Source organism: Rhodoferax potami (genome assembly GCF_032193805.1).
Classification (GTDB): domain Bacteria; phylum Pseudomonadota; class Gammaproteobacteria; order Burkholderiales; family Burkholderiaceae_C; genus Allorhodoferax; species Allorhodoferax potami_A.
The window spans coordinates 2933820-2950966 of sequence record NZ_JAVBIK010000001.1 but is presented as its reverse complement, the minus strand read 5'-3'; the positions used below and the strand labels follow the sequence as shown (position 1 = coordinate 2950966).

The following is a 17147-nucleotide window of genomic DNA, read 5'->3' as shown; positions in this document are numbered from 1 at the left end:
TTCTCCTCAGGCACGGTCCGCAACGCGCTCACCCAGCAGACCGGAGGGACGCAGAGTCAGCACAATGATCAACACAATGAAAGCAAAAATATCGGAGTAGTGGCTGCCCAATACGCCGCCAGTCAGTGCACCGATGTAGCCGGCGCCGATGGCCTCAATCAGGCCCAGCAACAGCGCACCGACGACCGCACCAGCCAAGTTGCCGATGCCACCGAACACCGCAGCAGTGAATGCCTTCAAGCCGGGCAGGAAGCCCATGGCGTGTTGGGCGGTACCGTAGTTGGATGCGTACATCACACCGGCAATCGCGGCCAGCACAGCACCAATGATGAAGGTAGCGGAAATCACGACATCTGGCTTCACACCCATCAGGGCGGCTACACGTGGGTTCTCAGCCGTCGCACGCATGGCACGACCCAGCTTGGTGTAGTTGACCAACCACATCAGGACTGCAAGAGACACTGCCGTTACGCCCAAGATCATGACTTGGGTGGGGGTAATCACCGCACCGGCAATACCGATCGGGTCTCCAGGCAGCAGCGTCGGGTACGACTTGTAGTTAGGCTTCCAGATGATCATGGCCAAGGTCTGCAAGAGAATGGACATGCCGATAGCCGTGATCAGGGGCGCGAGCTTGGGGCTGTTGCGCAGCGGGCGGTAGGCCACTTTTTCAATCACAAAGTTCAAGGCTGCCGCGACAACGCAGGCAATGATCAAAGAGATCAGCAGGATCACAAAGCCAGGGGTTCCGGGCATGGATTCCTGCATCAAACCGATGATGGTCCAGCTGGTCAAGGCGCCAACCATCACCACTTCACCGTGGGCGAAGTTGATCAAGTTGATGATGCCGTACACCATCGTGTAGCCGAGCGCGATAAGCGCATACATGCTACCCAACACCAGACCGTTGATGATCTGCTGTATAAAAATATCCATAAAAAACTCCGTTGTTCTGATATGCGAACGGCCATGGCCGTCAACACTGGTGGCGTTAGACCATCGAAAGCAATAAGCCTGCCACGTCAGGTTCACTGGCGGTGCAGGCCAAAAGCAGTGCCGCGATTCTAGCGAGGTCGGGCGAAGGGGTCTTGGGGGTGCAGGGTGGGTTTACCCTTGAGAACTATGCAGATTCGGCAACTCGTGGCCTATTTCATGCACTATTAGCTTTTCTTCTGATTGCGCGCTTTCAGATCGCGCAACTTCTCAGCAATACGGATCTCCAAACCGCGCTCCACGGGGCGGTAGAACTCAGTCTCCGGCATGCCTTCTGGCAAATAGCGCTCACCTGCGGCGAAACCACCCTCTTCGTCGTGGGCATAGCGATAGCCCTTGCCGTAATCCAGCTCCTTCATCAGCTTGGTGGGGGCATTGCGCAAATGCAGGGGTACAGGACGTGTTCCGTCTTTTTTGACGAAGGCCTTGGCCTCGTTAAATGCCTTGTAGACCGCATTGCTTTTAGGGGCGACAGCCAAATAAACCACGCACTCGGCCAAGGCCAACTCGCCTTCCGGACTACCCAGGCGCTCATAGACATCTGCCGCATCCAGCGCCATGCGCAAAGCGCGGGGGTCTGCCAGGCCGATATCTTCGGCCGCCATCCGGATAAAACGGCGCGCCAGGTAACGGGGCTCAGCACCGCCGTCCAACATCCGGGTAAACCAATACAAAGCAGCATTGGGGTCAGAACCCCGCACGCTTTTGTGCAACGCCGAAATGGTGTCGTAGAACTGCTCGCCGCCTTTGTCGTAGCGGCGCATACGCTCACCCAGCACCTTCAACAACCAAGCATCAGTGATGTCGGTCATATGCTCTTGCCGTGCCGCTACACCCAAGGTCTCAAGGGTATTGAGCAAGCGCCGAGCATCGCCGTCGGCATAGGCAATCAGGCGGTCAATTGCTATGCTTTCAATAGCAGGAAGCGCTTGCTGCGTCTGCGCCCGCTCCACTATTTCCTTCAAACTACTGGTATCTAGGGGCTGCAATACATAGACCGCAGCACGAGAAAGCAGTGCGGAATTCACCTCGAACGAAGGGTTCTCGGTCGTCGCGCCAATGAAGGTAAACAGTCCACTCTCGACATGGGGCAAAAACGCGTCCTGCTGGCTCTTGTTGAAGCGGTGCACCTCGTCGACAAAGACAATGGTTCTGCGCTGCTCCAGCCCGTCGCGGGCCAGGATGGCTTGGTCTACCGCCTCACGAATCTCTTTGATGCCGCCTAGAACCGCACTGATCGTGATGAACTGGGCGTCGAATGCATCGGCCATGAGGCGCGCAATCGTGGTTTTGCCCACACCGGGCGGGCCCCACAAAATGCAACTGTGCGGCTGGCCTGACTCAAACGCAAGGCGCAGGGCCATGCCCTCGCCCAGCACATGCTGCTGGCCGATCACCTGCCCCAGTGTTCTGGGGCGGAGTAACTCAGCCAGCGGCTGGTGCTTGTTGGTTGATGTCGCCACAGTGCCGCGCAGGCCCTCTCACAGATTACAGGTTGCGATGTGCAACGGGTGTTTCGGGCACCGGGTAGCCAGCAGCACCAAATGTCTCAACGACCGCTTTGTGCGTGTCAAAGTACACCTGCCAGTAGTGGTCTGTATGGGTGTAAGGGCGCACGCACAGCAGAGGACCTTCGGGGGTGAACTGCAGAATTTCGATATCCGGTGCTGGCGAAGTGGCCACATTGGGAATCGCTGCCACAGCGGTGCGCAAGCGGGCAATGGCGTCCTGCACATTCACACCGTTGGCAACCTTGGCCAGGCAATCCACCCGGCGATGCGGCAGCACGCTGAAGTTTTGAATCGAACCGGAGAACACGGTGTTGTTTCCGACGATGGTGATCACGTTGTCGGGCGTGATCAGCGTGGTCCCGAAAAGGCCCAACTCTTTCACCGTACCCGTGATACCACCGGCCGTGACGAAGTCACCCACTTTGTACGGGCGAAGGACCTGCATAAACACACCAGCCGCAAAGTGCGTCAGCAAGCCGCCCCATGCGGTACCGATCGCGAGGCCTGCGCCTGCGAGCAGCGCGGCAAAGGAGGTCGTTTTGACACCAAAAATATCAAGAATCGCGAGAATCAAAACGATGTTGAGCAACACCGAAATGATGGAGGTCAGGTAGTTGGCCAGTGTCTGGTCTACTTTCCCGCCACGCTGCAAACCCGCACCTAAGAGGCGCAGCGCCATGCTGATCAGCCAGCGGCCAATAATCCATGCGGCCAGCGCGCCCATGAGCTTCAAACCGAAGTCCGCGCCTTGGGTGCTTAAAAAATTCCAAATAACTTCCGTATTCATACCTGTGCTCCCGATAGTGATTCCGCCTACTGGCGGACGACATCCGCCCCTGCAGGCGGCTTGAACTGAAACAGTTCGGGATTTATAACGGCGTTGGTTTGGAATCCGCTGAAGGTGATGACTGACTTTTGGCCGAAAGTGTCGACTATTTCAAGTTTTTCCAGTTGGTTTTGGCGAAAGCCCACCCGGACCGATTGCAGCTGGTTGTCTTTGGCCTTGGGGGATCCCAGCACCCATTGCAAGCCATCCTGGTCTGCTGCGTCTGCGAGGTTGAAGTCGTTTTGCAGCGCCTTGATGTCTGCCGATGACGCAATCAAGGCCGCGGGCGTGGAGCCCAAGGCCTGCGCTTGTTTGCGGGCAGTGACCTGGTTCAGGTCCACGTCGTACAGCCACACCGTTTGCCCATCGGCCACGATCAGTTGTTCAAACGGTTTTTTGTAAGTGAATTTGAAACGCCCCGGCCGCGCGAACTCAAACGTCCCGCTGGAGGTTTTGCTGCGCGCCACTTGACCATCCCGGGGCGGTGCCGTGACCACCTGCGTGAAATCCGCCCTGCCCGATTTGACATTGCGCACAAAGGATTCCAAGTCATTCATGCCGCTAGCCCACGCAGATATTGCGCAAGCAGCTATTAAAAATGTAGCAAAACGCTTCATATCTACCTTATTCGTTACGACTCGGCACCAGGATCTCGCGCTGGCCGCTACCGCTCATGGCACTGACCAGCCCTGCTTTTTCCATGTCTTCCACAAGCCGGGCTGCGCGGTTGTAGCCAATTTTGAGGTGACGCTGTACCAGCGAGATACTGGCCTTGCGGTTCTTGAGGACCACCTCAACCGCCTGGTCGTACATCGGGTCTTTTTCGCCGCCGCCCTCTTCACCGCCGGGGCCGTCCTCTCCATCGACCGTGCCACCTTCAAGCACGCCTTCGATGTAGTCTGGCTCACCCTGGCTCTTGAGGTAGCTCACCACACGGTGCACCTCGTCGTCACTCACAAACGCGCCATGCACCCGCACCGGGAACCCGGTTCCGCTGGCCATGTAAAGCATGTCACCCATGCCCAGCAGAGCCTCTGCCCCCATCTGGTCCAGGATGGTCCGGCTGTCGATTTTGGAGCCCACCGAAAACGCGATCCGCGTCGGAATGTTGGCCTTGATCAACCCGGTAATCACGTCCACACTGGGACGCTGAGTGGCCAAAATCAAGTGAATACCGGCCGCTCGCGCCTTCTGCGCCAGACGCGCAATCAACTCTTCAATCTTCTTGCCCACCACCATCATCAGGTCGGCCAGCTCATCGATGATGACCACGATGTGCGGTAAACGCTGCAAGGGCTCTGGACTCTCAGGCGTGAGGCTGAAAGGGTTGTAAATAAATTCGCCCTTGGCTTTGGCTTCGTCGATCTTGACGTTGTAACCCGCCAGATTACGCACACCCATCTTGCTCATCAGCTTGTAGCGCTTTTCCATCTCGGCCACGCACCAGTTCAGGCCATGTGCCGCCTGCTTCATGTCGGTGACCACGGGGGCTAGCAAATGCGGGATGCCTTCGTAGACCGACATTTCCAGCATCTTGGGGTCGATCATCAGCAGGCGCACGTCACGGGCCTCGGCCTTGTAGAGCAGTGAGAGGATCATGGCGTTGATACCCACAGACTTGCCCGAGCCGGTAGTGCCCGCCACCAGCACGTGCGGCATCTTGGCGAGATCGGCCACGATAGGGTTGCCGATGATGTCTTTGCCCAAGCCCATGGTGAGCATGGACTTGGCTTCGTTGTAGACCTGCGAACCCAGAATCTCGGAGAGGCGGATGCTCTGGCGCTTGGCGTTAGGCAACTCCAGCGCCATGTAGTTTTTGCCCGGAATGGTCTCCACCACCCGGATGGAAACCAAGCTCAAGCTCCGCGCCAAGTCTTTCGCCAAGCCCACGATCTGCGAACCCTTGACGCCTGTGGCGGGCTCGATCTCATACCGGGTAATGACCGGCCCCGGCTGGGCCAACACCACACGCACTTCGACGCCAAAGTCTTTCAACTTCTTCTCGATCATGCGGCTGGTCATTTCCAGAGTTTCGGGAGACACCGTTTCCTGCCGCACTTGCGGGTCATCCAGCAGTGCCACTTGGGGTAATTTGCTATCGGGCATCTCGGTGAACAGAGGCTTTTGCCGCTCTTTGGCGACTCGCACGCTCGGCGGCAGCTCCACCAGTACAGGCTCAATCACGACCGGGGCAGGAGCTTGGTAGACCACCGTCTCCTCGCGCTCTTCCAGGAAAACCTCTTCACGCTCGCGAACTGCCAATTGGCCCAATTCGCGATCTTGGGCTTCCTCTTTCTTCTCGCGGCGACTCTCCAGCAAGGAATACAAAAAGGCACCGATGCGCTCCGCGACTCGCGGCCACGAAAAATTGAACACCATCGACACACCGACCAAGCCGAGCACGATTGCCACCAAACCTGACCCGGCAAAGCCCATCCAACGCACGCTCCACGGCCCGATCAACTGACCCATGGCACCGCCACTGGCACCCGGGAGCATCAACTCCAACCGGTACAGGCGCGCCCACTCGAGCGAGGTGCTGGAACACATCAACAGCGCCAAGCCACACCAGAACAACCAACGGCGATTCAAAGGCCCCACTGCCACGGGCTCTTGCGGGCCATCTCCACGCAATCGCTGAGCCAACAGAGACAACCACCCTCGGGCCGCAGCAGCAACACACCACCACACCGAGAAACCGAAAAGGAAATAGCTCAGGTCTGACCACAGGGCACCCAAGCGCCCCACATGGTTCTTGGTCGGCGCGCCCGAGCCCGAGGTGGACCAGGCAGCGTCCTGCGCAGAATGGCTGAACAGTGCGATCAGCCACAAGGCCAACAGCACAAAGCCCACCACCAGTGCAATTTCGCTCGCAAAGCGACTCACACCCGCGGGGGGCTCTTGAACCTTTTTACGTGTTGGGGAATGAAGTGTGTGTAATGAATAGGTCATGTGCAAACACGCAGCCCGATCCGGCTGCGCAGACGCTGTAGATCAGCGGGGTTTGGAGCGGCGCTCCCACACCCGTATACCACCGTCCTTGTTGGTTTTGATAAAGCCCTGGTCCTCGAAGTCTTTCATCACGCGGCTCACCATCTCGCGGGAGGCGCCCACCATTTTGGAAAGGTCCGAGCGCGACACTTTTTCGCGGATCAGCATTTCACCCTTGTCTACCGGCTCGGCCATGTCCAGCAACACGTTGGCCACGCGGCCGTAGACACCCATCAGGGCCAAGGAAACTATTTTTTGATCGGCAGTGCGCAGGCGCTGGACCAGCCCCCGCATAACAGCCGCCATGATGGTGATGTTGGCATTGACTGCGCGGGTGAAGTCTTCGCGCCCTAGCACCAGCACATCCATTTGCGTATCAGCTTGAACCGTAGCGGAGTGGGCCTCGTTGTCAATCAAGCTCATCTCGCCGATGTAGTCTCCAGCCTTCAAGGTCGCGAGGATGACTTCTTTGCCTTTGCTGTCGGTCTTCACGACATGGGCTCGGCCAGAAAGGATCAGGTAGAGGGCGTTCGAGATTTCGCCCTGCTGCACCACATCCTCCCCTTTCTTGATCTTGCGCTTGGTGACATTGCCAGCCAAGTCTTCTACCTGCTCCAGGGTCAAATTGGCGAAAAGAGGGACTCGGCGGATTAAATCCTGGTTACTCAACATTGCCATTGATAAGCGCTCCTGCTTGCTTTTATGCGATTTCCTACAATAGGGGGTCGGGCTTTGAAATGCCCAGAAGAACCCGCAAGCGCAACCCCATGAGGTTGCGGTCCGATCGAACTGTACACGGCTCGATCTCTGATTTTCGTCGAAGAAGGTTACAACATGTCTAATTTCAAGCACGCCAAGGTTTTGATCCTCGGATCCGGTCCTGCAGGCTACACCGCAGCGGTTTATGCCGCTCGTGCCAACCTCAACCCCGTCCTGGTGACCGGCATCGCTCAAGGCGGCCAACTCATGACTACCACCGAAGTCGACAACTGGCCCGCTGATGTGAACGGTGTTCAGGGCCCCGAACTGATGCAGCGCTTCCAAGAGCACGCAGAGCGCTTCAAAACAGAAATCATTTTTGACCACATCAATGCAGTCGACTTGAGCAAGCGCCCCTTCACACTGAAAGGTGACACCGACAGCTACACCTGCGACTCACTGATCATTGCCACGGGCGCATCTGCCAAATATCTGGGCCTGCCCTCGGAGTCCGCGTTCATGGGCCGGGGCGTATCCGGTTGCGCCACCTGCGACGGTTTTTTCTATCGCAATGAAGTGTGCTGCGTGGTCGGCGGCGGTAACACCGCGGTCGAAGAAGCGCTCTACCTCTCCAACATCGCCAGCAAGGTGTACCTCGTGCACCGCCGCGATAAATTCAAGGCTGAGCCTATCCTCGTGGATAAGCTGATGGACAAAGTGGCTGCCGGCAAGATCGAGTTGAAGACCTTCCAAACCCTGGAAGAGGTTTTGGGCGACTCCACAGGCGTGACCGGCATTCGCCTGAAAAGCGTGCACGACGGCTCTACGGAGGACGTGACCCTCAAAGGCTGTTTCATTGCGATTGGCCATGCCCCGAATACCGATATCTTCCAGGGCCAGCTCACTCTGGAGAACGGCTACATCGTCACCAATGGCGGCCTCAAGGGCTTTGCCACCCAGACCAGCATTCCCGGCGTGTTTGCAGCCGGCGACGTGCAAGACCATGTCTACCGCCAAGCCATCACCAGCGCTGGTACCGGTTGCATGGCGGCACTTGATGCACAGCGCTTCCTCGAGCAGCAGGAATAAGCCCTCAGGGCTGCATTTTTCGAACCGGCTATAATCTGAGGCTTTGCTGAATTCGCCCCGTGAGGGGCCGCCCTTCTGGAAGGGGTTCAGCAGGTTCCGTTGAGGTGATCGACGGGGGGTTACCGCCACCCTTTTTTTGGCGAGGTGAGGTCGGTGTACTTTTGCACTGGCCGTATCAATCGGAGTGTCCACATGGCACGCGTATGTGAAGTAACGGGCAAAGGCCCCATGGTCGGAAACAATGTTTCCCACGCCAACAACAAAACCAAGCGCCGGTTCCTGCCGAACCTGCAATATCGCCGTTTCTGGGTCGAAACTGAAAACCGTTGGGTTCGCCTGCGGATTTCGAATGCAGGTTTGCGCCTGATCGACAAAAAGGGTATCGATGTTGTGCTCGCAGACTTGCGCGCACGTGGCCAGGCATAAGGAGCAACACCATGGCAACCAAAGGCGGACGCGAAAAAATCAAGCTGGAATCTACAGCTGGTACCGGTCACTTCTACACGACCGACAAGAACAAGAAGACCATGCCCGAGAAAATGTTGATCAAGAAATTTGATCCCGTTGCTCGCAAGCACGTCGACTACAAGGAAATCAAGCTGAAGTAATTCACGCTTGCCTTGATGAAAAGCCCGCCTTGAGCGGGCTTTTTTACGCCCATTACTTTTGTGCTGTTTCGCCAAGAACAAGGTGGTGGGTGCACCGGCTTTGCGCAGGTCAAGGAGGAGCCCGAAGGGCGGGGGACACGGAGCAAAGCCGGTGCACCTACCACCGCCGTCGCCAATAAGCAAAAACATCCACGCGTAAAAAAGCCCGCTCAAGGCGGGCTTCTAATCTGGCAGAGTCTTAGTTAGACGCGCGCTGCACGCAGCTTCATAGAGAAGTCACGCAGGGCGGCGATACCGCTCTCTTCGGCACGGTGGCACCATGCTTGCAGATCTTTGGTCAGCTGCTCGCGAGAAACGCTGGTGTTCAACCACAACTGGCGCAACTCTTCGCGCATGGTCACCATCTTGTCCAGAACCGGCGAGGCTGCACGGGCCTGGGCCAATTGCGAAGCCTCAGCGGCCGGCACCTTCTCTACATCGCGGTGCATCCAGCGTTTGGCAGCTTGGATCACAGCAGCATCTGCGCTGCGGGCCTTCATGGCTGCGAGCTCAACACGTGCTGCCTGGCGCACACCGTTGGCATAGGCTGCCATGATTTCATAACGGTTAGCGATCAGCGCCTCGAGGGTTTTCTCATCGGCCACAGGGCGGACATCACCGTAAGCGGCTTTGGGCGGTGTCTTTTTGACTTTCGCCAAACCCAAGGCGCTCATGATGGAGATATACATCCAGCCGATATCGAACTCGTAAGGCTTCACCGACAGCTTGGCCGATGTGGGGTAGGTGTGGTGGTTGTTGTGCAACTCTTCACCGGCAATGATGATGCCCCAAGGAGAGATGTTGGTGGAAGCATCGGTCGCCTCAAAGTTACGATAACCCCAATAGTGGGCCGCGCCGTTGATGATGCCGGCAGCGGTGATAGGCGTCCACGCCATTTGCAAAGCCCAGACCGCAAGACCGGCTGCACCGAACAAAAACAGGTCGATGATCATCATCAAACCCACGCCCTGCCATGAGAAGCGGGTGTAGAGGTTGCGTTCAATCCAGTCATCGGGCGTGCCGTGGCCGAAACGGGCCATGGTTTCCTTGTTCTTGGACTCTGCGCGGTAGAGCTCCGCGCCGCGGAACAACACGGTTTTGATGCCATGCACATGGGGGCTGTGCGGGTCTTCTGCCTGCTCGCACTTGGCGTGGTGCTTGCGGTGGATGGCCGCCCACTCTTTAGTGACCTGGCCTGTCGTCAGCCACAGCCAGAAACGGAAGAAATGGGACGCGATCGGGTGCAGGTTCAAAGACCGGTGCGCTTGGTGGCGGTGCAAGAAGACCGTCACACTGATCATGGTGATGTGCGTCAACGCCAAAGTGAACAAAACAATTTGCCACCAAGCCAGATCCCACGTGCCATGGGCCAGCCATTCGATGGCTGCGTTCAAAACTGCCCAGTCAGGTAACAACATAGTTTGCTCAATCTCTCAACGAGGTTTGGTTAGTTATGACAAGGCGGCGACCTACACCGCCTTGTGAGGCCGCTATTTTAGACGCGGCAGCCAATTTTGGGCGACTTAAATTAAAACGAAGTTAAAAAACATTAACTTTCATCAAAACAATCACTTCTTTTGCCAAGCCGCAGCAAAGAAACCGTCCGTTCCGTGGCGATGAGGCCACAAACGGAGGTAAAGCTGCCCGTCTTCGCCACCGGCGCACAAGCTTGGGGCGCCCTCCACCTTCTGTGCTGCCAAGACTTCTCCGGCCGACAAAGGCACAAAGTCTGGGTTGGCTGCAGCAAAGGCTTCGGCAATCGCTTCGTTTTCCTGCGGCAATACGCTGCAGGTTGCGTACACCAGGCGACCACCCGACTTCACCATGCGCGAAGCACTTTGCAGAATCGCGGCCTGTTTCACGGCCATCTCTTCTACACCGGCCATCGTCTGGCGCCACTTAAGGTCCGGATTACGGCGCAAAGTTCCCAAGCCGGTGCAAGGCGCGTCCACCAACACCCGGTCGAGCTTGCCGGTCAGGCGTTTCACACGGTCGTCCCGCTCGTGCGCGATGGCTGCCGGGTGCACATTGGACAGACCGCTGCGTGCCATGCGTGGTTTGAGCGCATCGAGGCGGTGGGCGGAGGTGTCAAACGCGTACAGGCGGCCGGTGCTGCGCATCGAAGCGCCCAGGGCCAAAGTTTTGCCACCAGCGCCCGCACAAAAGTCCACCACCATTTCGCCACGCTTGGCGTCAACCAGCATAGCGAGCAGCTGGGAGCCCTCGTCCTGAACTTCAAAATCACCGCGCAAAAACGCCTCGTTCTTGTTCAGTGCGGGTTTGCCAGCAATGCGCAAGCCCCAAGGGGAAAACGGGGTCGGCACTGCCTTGATACCCGCTTGTTGGAGTTCTTTTTGCACATCGGCGCGCTTGGCTTTGAGTGCGTTCACACGCAAATCCAGGCCTGCACCGAGGTTCAGGTTTTCCACCAAAGGCCAGAAACCAGCGCCCAACTGGTCTTTCAAGGGCTGCACCAGCCATTCAGGCAGGTTGTGGCGATGGCGCTCCATCAAGTCTTCGGGCTTGACGGCTTCGCACTGGTCGAGCCAGCGCTTTTCCTGGTCCGTCAGTGCGCTGCGCAGGAAATCACCGGGGCCGTAAAAACCCAAAATCGCCAAACGGCGCTCCTTGGGGCCGCTACCGGAAGGCGCCAAGTGGTCAAACAGCAGTTTTTTGCGCAAAACGGTGTAGACCGTTTCGGCGAGGGTGGCGCGCTCGCGCGGCCCCAACCCACGGTTGTCGCGGAAAAAACGGGAGACGATGGCGTCTGCGGGATGGTCGAATTTGAGAGTGAGCCGGACCAATTCGGAACAGGCGTCAAGCAGAGCTTTTGGATGCATAGCCTAGTATTGTCCCATGTTCGATGAAAAACTCCCCCCACTCGTTGTCACCCCACCCGGCACATACCGCCATTACAAGGGCGGCATGTACCAAGTGCTGGACACGGTGCGCCACAGCGAAACCTGTGAACCCATGACCCTTTACCGCGCGTTGTACGGCGAACAGGGCCTGTGGGTGCGCCCGGCCGCCATGTTTTTGGAAACCGTGGTGATTGACGGCGTAACCCAACCGCGCTTCAAACTCATTACCCAAGAAAAAGCTACCTAACCCACGCTCAGCAAGCGCTAATAGCTCTCTTTTTTATAGCAAAAAAGCCCATAAAACCACCTGCGCAGCCTCAGGTCATTTTTCGGCGTGATTGCACACCGCGTTGTCACAAGATATTTTGATGCTTCGCGCCTGTGTGCTGGACGGCTTCGGCACTGACGGTATGGTCAAGGCGACAACGACACCGCATCCGTCGGAAGTCTATGTCTCCACATCAGGCACCCACTACAAGCGAGCGAAACAATCCGGACCCTGGTGCCACTCTCTGCCACATTCTGGTTCAGCCGCTAAAGGCCTAGCGCTTTTGCAGATAAGACTCCAGGGCAGAGGTGGCAAGTGAATTTTGAGCAAATGCCCCGAGAAGCGCAAAGCCACCTGGTAGCACGCTGGGCGAACAATCGGGCTGTATTCGTCAACCTCGCCGAGCAGCGCCAGTGCATAAAAAGTGGTGCCAGCGCAGACGGAAACCACGCAAGTGGCTACTTATTTGATAGCAACGCCGCAACCGCGCGGGGGTAAATGCAGTGCTCCTGCGTGAGCACCCGGGCGGACAGGGTTTCGGCTGTATCCCCCGGCAGCACGGGCACCACGGCCTGCTCGAGGATCGGCCCATGGTCCAGCTCAGGCGTAACCAGGTGCACCGTGGCACCGGCAAACTTGCAGCCGGCATCCAGCGCCCGCTGATGCGTGTGCAAGCCGCCAAAGGCCGGCAAAAGCGAGGGGTGAATGTTCACCAAGCGCCCGGCATATTTCTCCACAAAACCCGCGGTGAGGATGCGCATGAACCCGGCCAGCACCACCAACACTGGTGCCTGCGGCGTGTCATAGCGGTTGATCACCTCAGCCAGCGCGGCATCGAATGCTTCGCGGTCGGCATAGGTTTTGTGGTCGAGCACATGGGTATCGAGCCCCTGCTCTTTGCCGAACACCAAGCCGCTCGCAGTGCCTTTGTTGCTGATAACCGCGGCCACGCGGGCGCCATAACGGCTCGCCCAGTCTTCTTTTTGGGATGCGCGCACGATGGCTGCCATGTTGGAGCCACCGCCAGAGATCAAAATCACAATGTTTTTCATAACTGGCTGAATTATGACCACCCCCCTCCTGCTCTCCCCTGTCGAAGCCCGCGTGCTGGCCACCCTGATGGAAAAAGCCCGCACCGTGCCCGACAGCTATCCGCTTACCCTGAACAGCCTGCTGCTGGGCTGCAACCAAAAGACCAGCCGGGAGCCGCTGATGGAGCTGAGCGAGTCCGAAGTCAGCAGCGCTGTCGACAGCTTGCGCGAGGCCGGCCTGGTGCACGAGACCAGTGGCGGACGCGCCGTCAAGTTCACCCACAACGCCCAGCGTGGCATCGGTGTACCTGAACAAAGCGCGGTGCTGTTGGGCCTGTTAATGCTGCGCGGCCCGCAAACGGCTGCCGAGCTGCGCCTGAATGCCGAGCGCTGGTACCGTTTTGCCGACACCTCGTCGGTCGAAGCGTTTCTGGACGAGCTGCAGGAACGCAGCGAAGAAAAAGGCGGCCCCTTGGTCATCAAGCTGGACCGCGCACCCGGCGCCCGCGAACAGCGCTGGGCCCACCTGCTGTGCGGGCCGGTCGACGCCAGCGCGGCGGTTATCAGCCGGTCTGGCGCTGCAGTGGGGTCCGCCAGCGCGGAGCTCCAGGCCCGGGTCACCCAACTCGAGGCCGAGGTTGCCGACCTGCGCGCCACGGTGCAAAAACTGTGCGCCGAACTCGGAATGTCGCAACCTGGACAAGAATAAAAGAACGATCGTGCTAAAACACGGGATAACGTTCAGCTGAACCGGATATCTAGACTGAGGAGACTGCAATGGACTTGGCTTTCACGCCTGAAGAACAGGCTTTTCGCGAAGAGGTGCGCACTTGGGTACACGCCCATTTGCCCGCCGACATCGCCCACAAGGTGCACAACGCCCTGGAGTTGACCCGCGAGGACCACCAGCGCTGGGCCAAGATCTTGGGTGCCAAAGGCTGGCTGGGTTTCGGCTGGCCCAAGGAATTCGGCGGCCCCGGCTGGACGGCCATCCAAAAGCATTTGTTTGAAGAAGAATGCGCGCTTGCCGGTGCGCCAAGGGTCATCCCCTTCGGCCCGGTGATGGTGGCGCCGGTCATCATGGCCTTTGGCAACGCCGAACAGCAGCAGCGCTTTTTGCCCGGCATTGCCAGCGGCGAAGTCTGGTGGAGCCAGGGCTACAGCGAACCGGGCTCCGGCTCGGACCTCGCCTCGGTCAAGACCCGCGCAGAGCGCCAGGGCAACAAATACATCGTCAACGGCCAGAAGACTTGGACCACGCTGGGCCAGTACGGCGAGTGGATCTTCTGTCTGGTGCGCACCAGCAATGAAGGCAAGCCACAGACCGGTATCAGCTTTTTGCTGATCGACATGAAGAGCCCCGGCGTGACGGTGCGCCCCATCATCATGCTGGACGGCGGCCAAGAGGTGAACGAAGTCTTCTTCGACAATGTGGAAGTCCCGATAGAGAACCTGATCGGCGAAGAAAACAAGGGCTGGACCTACGCCAAGCACCTGCTCAGCCACGAGCGCACCAACATTGCCGACATCAACCGCTCCAAGCGCGAGCTGGAGCGCCTCAAGCGCATCGCCAAGCGCGAGGGCGTCTGGGAAGACAGCCGCTTCCGCGACGAAATCGCCAAGCTGGAAGTGGATGTGGTTGCCTTAGAGATGATGGTGCTGCGCGTGCTGTCGGCTGAGAAGAGCGGCAAGAACTCGCTGGACATTGCTGGCCTGTTGAAGATCCGTGGCAGCGAAATCCAGCAGCGCTACAGCGAGCTGATGATGCTGGCCGCCGGCCCTTCGCCCTGCCGCTCATCCGCGAAGCCATGGAAGCCGGCTGGCAAGGCGACGCCGCTGCCGGAGCCCTGGGTGGTTTCCCCGGTGGCGAAGTGGGCAATGCGCCCTTGGCCTCCGCTTACTTCAACCTGCGCAAGACCACCATCTATGGCGGCAGCAACGAAGTGCAACGCAACATCGTGGCGCAAGTGGTTCTGGGCTAACACCCTGAACCACCCGCGCCATGCGCCGCACATAAGCACCCCCAAGCCCCCTCTCAAAGGGGGCTCCAGAAAGAGCTTCGCTGAATTGAGGAGATAAGAATGGATTTCGATTTTTCTGACGACCAGGAACAACTGCGCGACGCGGTGCGCAAGTACGTTGACAAGGGCTACACCTTCGATCGCCGTCGCGCGGCCGAGAAAGCCGGTGGCTTTGATGCCGCCGCCTATGCCGAGCTGGCAGAGCTGGGGCTTACCGGCCTCTATGTGCCGGAAGACGATGGCGGCATGGGGCTAGGCCCCATCGAAGGCATGGTGGTGATGGAAGAGCTGGGCCGCGGCATGGTGATGGAGCCTCTGGCCCAGAGCCTGATCGCAGGTGCGGTGTTGGCAGGTTATGCAGATGCCGCCACCCGCGCCGCGTGGCTGCCCGATGTGGCCAGCGGCGAAAAGCTGGTGACACTGGCCTACCAGGAGCGCGGCAGCCGCTACGCCCTGGACGCTATTGCAGGAAAAGCGCACCAGGCGCCCGGTGGCTATGTGCTCAACGCTACAAAAAGCATAGTGGCTGCCGGCGACAAGGCGGATGCGTACATCGTCTCCGCCAAGGTCAACAGCGTGATGGGCCTGTTTTTGGTGGAGCGCGAATCTGCGGGCGTCAGCACCCGGGGCTACAACACCCAGGGCGGAGGCCGCGCAGCAGAGGTCGCCTTTAAAAACGCCCCAGCCACCCTGATCACCACCCAAGGCCAGGCTGCGCTGGAACACGCGGTGGACATCGGCATTGCCGCCACCTGCGCAGAGGCCGTGGGTGTGATGGATAAGACCCTGGACATCACCGCCGAGTACATGAACACCCGCAAGCAGTTCGGTGTGGCGATCAGCAGCTTCCAGGCGCTGCGCCATCGCATGGCCGATATGAAGATGCAGCTGGAACTGGCCCGCTCCATGAGCTACTACGCCAGCCTCAAGCTCAATGCACCCGCACCGGAACGCCGCGCCGCGATGGCACGCGCCAAGTACCAGCTCGGGACCAGCATGCGCTTCATCAGCCAGCAAGCGGTGCAACTGCACGGCGGCATTGGCGTGACGGATGAGTACATCGTGAGCCACTACTTCCGCAAGCTCACCGAACTGGAAATGAGCTTCGGCGACACCCTGCACCACCTGGGCGAAGTGTCAGCCCGCATGCAGGACACGGCTGGCGTGTTCGCCTGAGCGGGCTAGGGGCTGCGCGGCACACACGCGCCAGCCCCAGCATTACATCAGCCATGGCGGTCTACCTCCAATGCGTGGCCAAGCGCATGCGCGGTGGCTACAAACATGAACACATCGACATCTTTTGGTGGGTACAGGTAGTGGACGGCAAGCCCACCCAAGAGACCGGCTTCTCCACCAGAGAACAGTTAATCGATTTCGTCGAAACCGGCGGTCCGCAGGTCCTGTGGTGCCCCGCCGCCAAGCCCGGCCATCCGGGAGCGTGGGTGGGCCTGCAAACACTGGGGCGTAAAAAGTATCTGCAGGCTTATCGGGATGGGCGGCCTACGGAGGATTTACTGGGCTTGCCAGACAAGTAGGCTTGGGAGCTACTGTCTCAAGCCACGGTGCCGGCAAGCCGGGACCGGCAGCAGCGATGACAATAGAAAGCTGTCCCGCATTCAGCAAGTTCAGCATGGGCTTCCCGACTCGACCAACACTTTGCCGATGAACAGATTCCGCCGGCCTTGCAGTGAGGACAGTTCGTCATTCAATGCAACGATCCGGTTGAGCGAATGGTCAGGCGGCACTTGCGTTGACTGTCAGTGCCTTGGTCAATCGGTCCAGATTTTGTTCATTGGCATTGCCGACCACCGCTTGAACCGCATTCGCCGTTTTCGAATCATCAAATTCCTGATTCCAGTGCAGCAATGTGCCTCCGACCACTGGAGAGAGACTGACTGTGAGCGTAAAGAAGGGCTGGCAATCGTGCCGAATAACAATTGACCTACCGGGCTCAAGGTTGGCGAAGAAACTAGTGTTCGCATAGCTGCGACCATCAGGTCCCTGCATCGTGAATAACCACCTGCCGCCTACTCTGAATTCAAACACGTCAAATGTGTTGGAGAAGCCATCCGGCCCCCACCAAGATGCCAGAACCTCTGGCGTGGCAAACGCGCCATAAATGGTTTCAGCCGCGAACGGCAAGACTCGTTGTGTACTCAGCGTGCGATCGTTATTCATGGTGCAGTGGTCTCGTCAGAGTTGTTGCCTGT

Annotated in this window: 17 protein-coding genes and 1 pseudogene; 8 read left to right on the top strand and 10 right to left on the bottom strand. The window is 58.6% G+C overall.

Annotation, left to right across the window (positions count from 1 at the left end; genetic code table 11):
* Window positions 1-6: 6 nt before the first annotated feature.
* From RAE19_RS14205 to RAE19_RS14180, 6 genes are all read right to left on the bottom strand, one after another.
* Window positions 7-936 (bottom strand): branched-chain amino acid ABC transporter permease, encoded by a 930-nt coding sequence (locus tag RAE19_RS14205; protein ID WP_313875502.1) that lies wholly within the window; start codon window positions 934-936, stop codon window positions 7-9.
* 224 nt (window positions 937-1160) lie between these two features.
* Window positions 1161-2456 (bottom strand): replication-associated recombination protein A, encoded by a 1296-nt coding sequence (locus tag RAE19_RS14200; RefSeq protein WP_313875501.1) that lies wholly within the window; start codon window positions 2454-2456, stop codon window positions 1161-1163.
* 25 nt (window positions 2457-2481) lie between these two features.
* A complete protein-coding gene (locus RAE19_RS14195) occupies window positions 2482-3291 on the bottom strand; it encodes a mechanosensitive ion channel family protein (protein ID WP_313875500.1) in 810 nt (269 codons plus the stop codon).
* Window positions 3292-3317: 26 nt separating this feature from the next.
* A complete protein-coding gene (gene lolA / locus RAE19_RS14190) occupies window positions 3318-3947 on the bottom strand; it encodes an outer membrane lipoprotein chaperone LolA (protein ID WP_313875499.1) in 630 nt (209 codons plus the stop codon).
* 7 nt (window positions 3948-3954) lie between these two features.
* Complete coding sequence (locus tag RAE19_RS14185; RefSeq protein WP_313875498.1) at window positions 3955-6282, bottom strand: DNA translocase FtsK; 2328 nt, start codon at window positions 6280-6282, stop codon at window positions 3955-3957.
* Window positions 6283-6324: 42 nt separating this feature from the next.
* Window positions 6325-6999, bottom strand: a complete 675-nt coding sequence (locus RAE19_RS14180; protein WP_313875497.1) for a Crp/Fnr family transcriptional regulator — start codon at window positions 6997-6999, stop codon at window positions 6325-6327.
* 156 nt (window positions 7000-7155) lie between these two features.
* On the opposite strand from RAE19_RS14180, the gene trxB reads away from it, so the two are divergent.
* The 3 genes from trxB (at window position 7156) to rpmG (ending at window position 8717) form a co-directional block, all read left to right on the top strand.
* A complete protein-coding gene (gene trxB / locus RAE19_RS14175) occupies window positions 7156-8109 on the top strand; it encodes a thioredoxin-disulfide reductase (RefSeq protein ID WP_313875496.1) in 954 nt (317 codons plus the stop codon).
* A 192-nt stretch (window positions 8110-8301) separates the two neighbouring features.
* Window positions 8302-8535 carry a 50S ribosomal protein L28 gene (gene rpmB, locus RAE19_RS14170; RefSeq protein WP_105260014.1) on the top strand — a complete coding sequence of 78 codons (234 nt, stop codon included), beginning with the start codon at window positions 8302-8304 and terminating at the stop codon, window positions 8533-8535.
* 11 nt (window positions 8536-8546) lie between these two features.
* Window positions 8547-8717: a 50S ribosomal protein L33 gene (rpmG, locus tag RAE19_RS14165; RefSeq protein WP_087496788.1), complete on the top strand. Its 171-nt coding sequence runs from the start codon at window positions 8547-8549 to the stop codon at window positions 8715-8717.
* A 242-nt stretch (window positions 8718-8959) separates the two neighbouring features.
* Here the strand turns inward: rpmG and RAE19_RS14160 are convergent, their stop codons facing one another.
* Both RAE19_RS14160 and RAE19_RS14155 read right to left on the bottom strand, forming a co-directional pair.
* The gene (locus RAE19_RS14160) at window positions 8960-10174 is read right to left on the bottom strand and encodes a DesA family fatty acid desaturase (RefSeq protein ID WP_313875495.1); all 1215 of its coding nucleotides are present in this window, start codon (window positions 10172-10174) and stop codon (window positions 8960-8962) included.
* 150 nt (window positions 10175-10324) lie between these two features.
* Window positions 10325-11596, bottom strand: coding sequence for an RsmB/NOP family class I SAM-dependent RNA methyltransferase (locus RAE19_RS14155; protein ID WP_313875494.1), 1272 nt, complete (start codon window positions 11594-11596; stop codon window positions 10325-10327).
* 16 nt (window positions 11597-11612) lie between these two features.
* On the opposite strand from RAE19_RS14155, the gene RAE19_RS14150 reads away from it, so the two are divergent.
* Window positions 11613-11864 carry a DUF1653 domain-containing protein gene (locus RAE19_RS14150; RefSeq protein WP_313875493.1) on the top strand — a complete coding sequence of 84 codons (252 nt, stop codon included), beginning with the start codon at window positions 11613-11615 and terminating at the stop codon, window positions 11862-11864.
* Window positions 11865-12343: 479 nt separating this feature from the next.
* On the opposite strand, the gene purN is transcribed toward RAE19_RS14150, so the two are convergent.
* Window positions 12344-12937, bottom strand: coding sequence for a phosphoribosylglycinamide formyltransferase (gene purN / locus RAE19_RS14145; RefSeq protein ID WP_313875492.1), 594 nt, complete (start codon window positions 12935-12937; stop codon window positions 12344-12346).
* 13 nt (window positions 12938-12950) lie between these two features.
* On the opposite strand from purN, the gene RAE19_RS14140 reads away from it, so the two are divergent.
* The 4 genes and pseudogenes from RAE19_RS14140 (at window position 12951) to RAE19_RS14125 (ending at window position 16472) form a co-directional block, all read left to right on the top strand.
* Window positions 12951-13625, top strand: coding sequence for a YceH family protein (locus RAE19_RS14140; protein ID WP_313875491.1), 675 nt, complete (start codon window positions 12951-12953; stop codon window positions 13623-13625).
* A 68-nt stretch (window positions 13626-13693) separates the two neighbouring features.
* A pseudogene (locus RAE19_RS14135) lies at window positions 13694-14898 on the top strand (acyl-CoA dehydrogenase family protein).
* A gap of 99 nt (window positions 14899-14997) precedes the next feature.
* Complete coding sequence (locus RAE19_RS14130; protein WP_313875490.1) at window positions 14998-16113, top strand: acyl-CoA dehydrogenase family protein; 1116 nt, start codon at window positions 14998-15000, stop codon at window positions 16111-16113.
* 53 nt (window positions 16114-16166) lie between these two features.
* Window positions 16167-16472 carry a DUF3892 domain-containing protein gene (locus RAE19_RS14125; protein WP_313875489.1) on the top strand — a complete coding sequence of 102 codons (306 nt, stop codon included), beginning with the start codon at window positions 16167-16169 and terminating at the stop codon, window positions 16470-16472.
* Between the two features lie 199 nt (window positions 16473-16671).
* Here the strand turns inward: RAE19_RS14125 and RAE19_RS14120 are convergent, their stop codons facing one another.
* Window positions 16672-17115, bottom strand: a complete 444-nt coding sequence (locus RAE19_RS14120) for an SRPBCC domain-containing protein (protein WP_313875488.1) — start codon at window positions 17113-17115, stop codon at window positions 16672-16674.
* Between the last annotated feature and the right edge of the window lie 32 nt (window positions 17116-17147).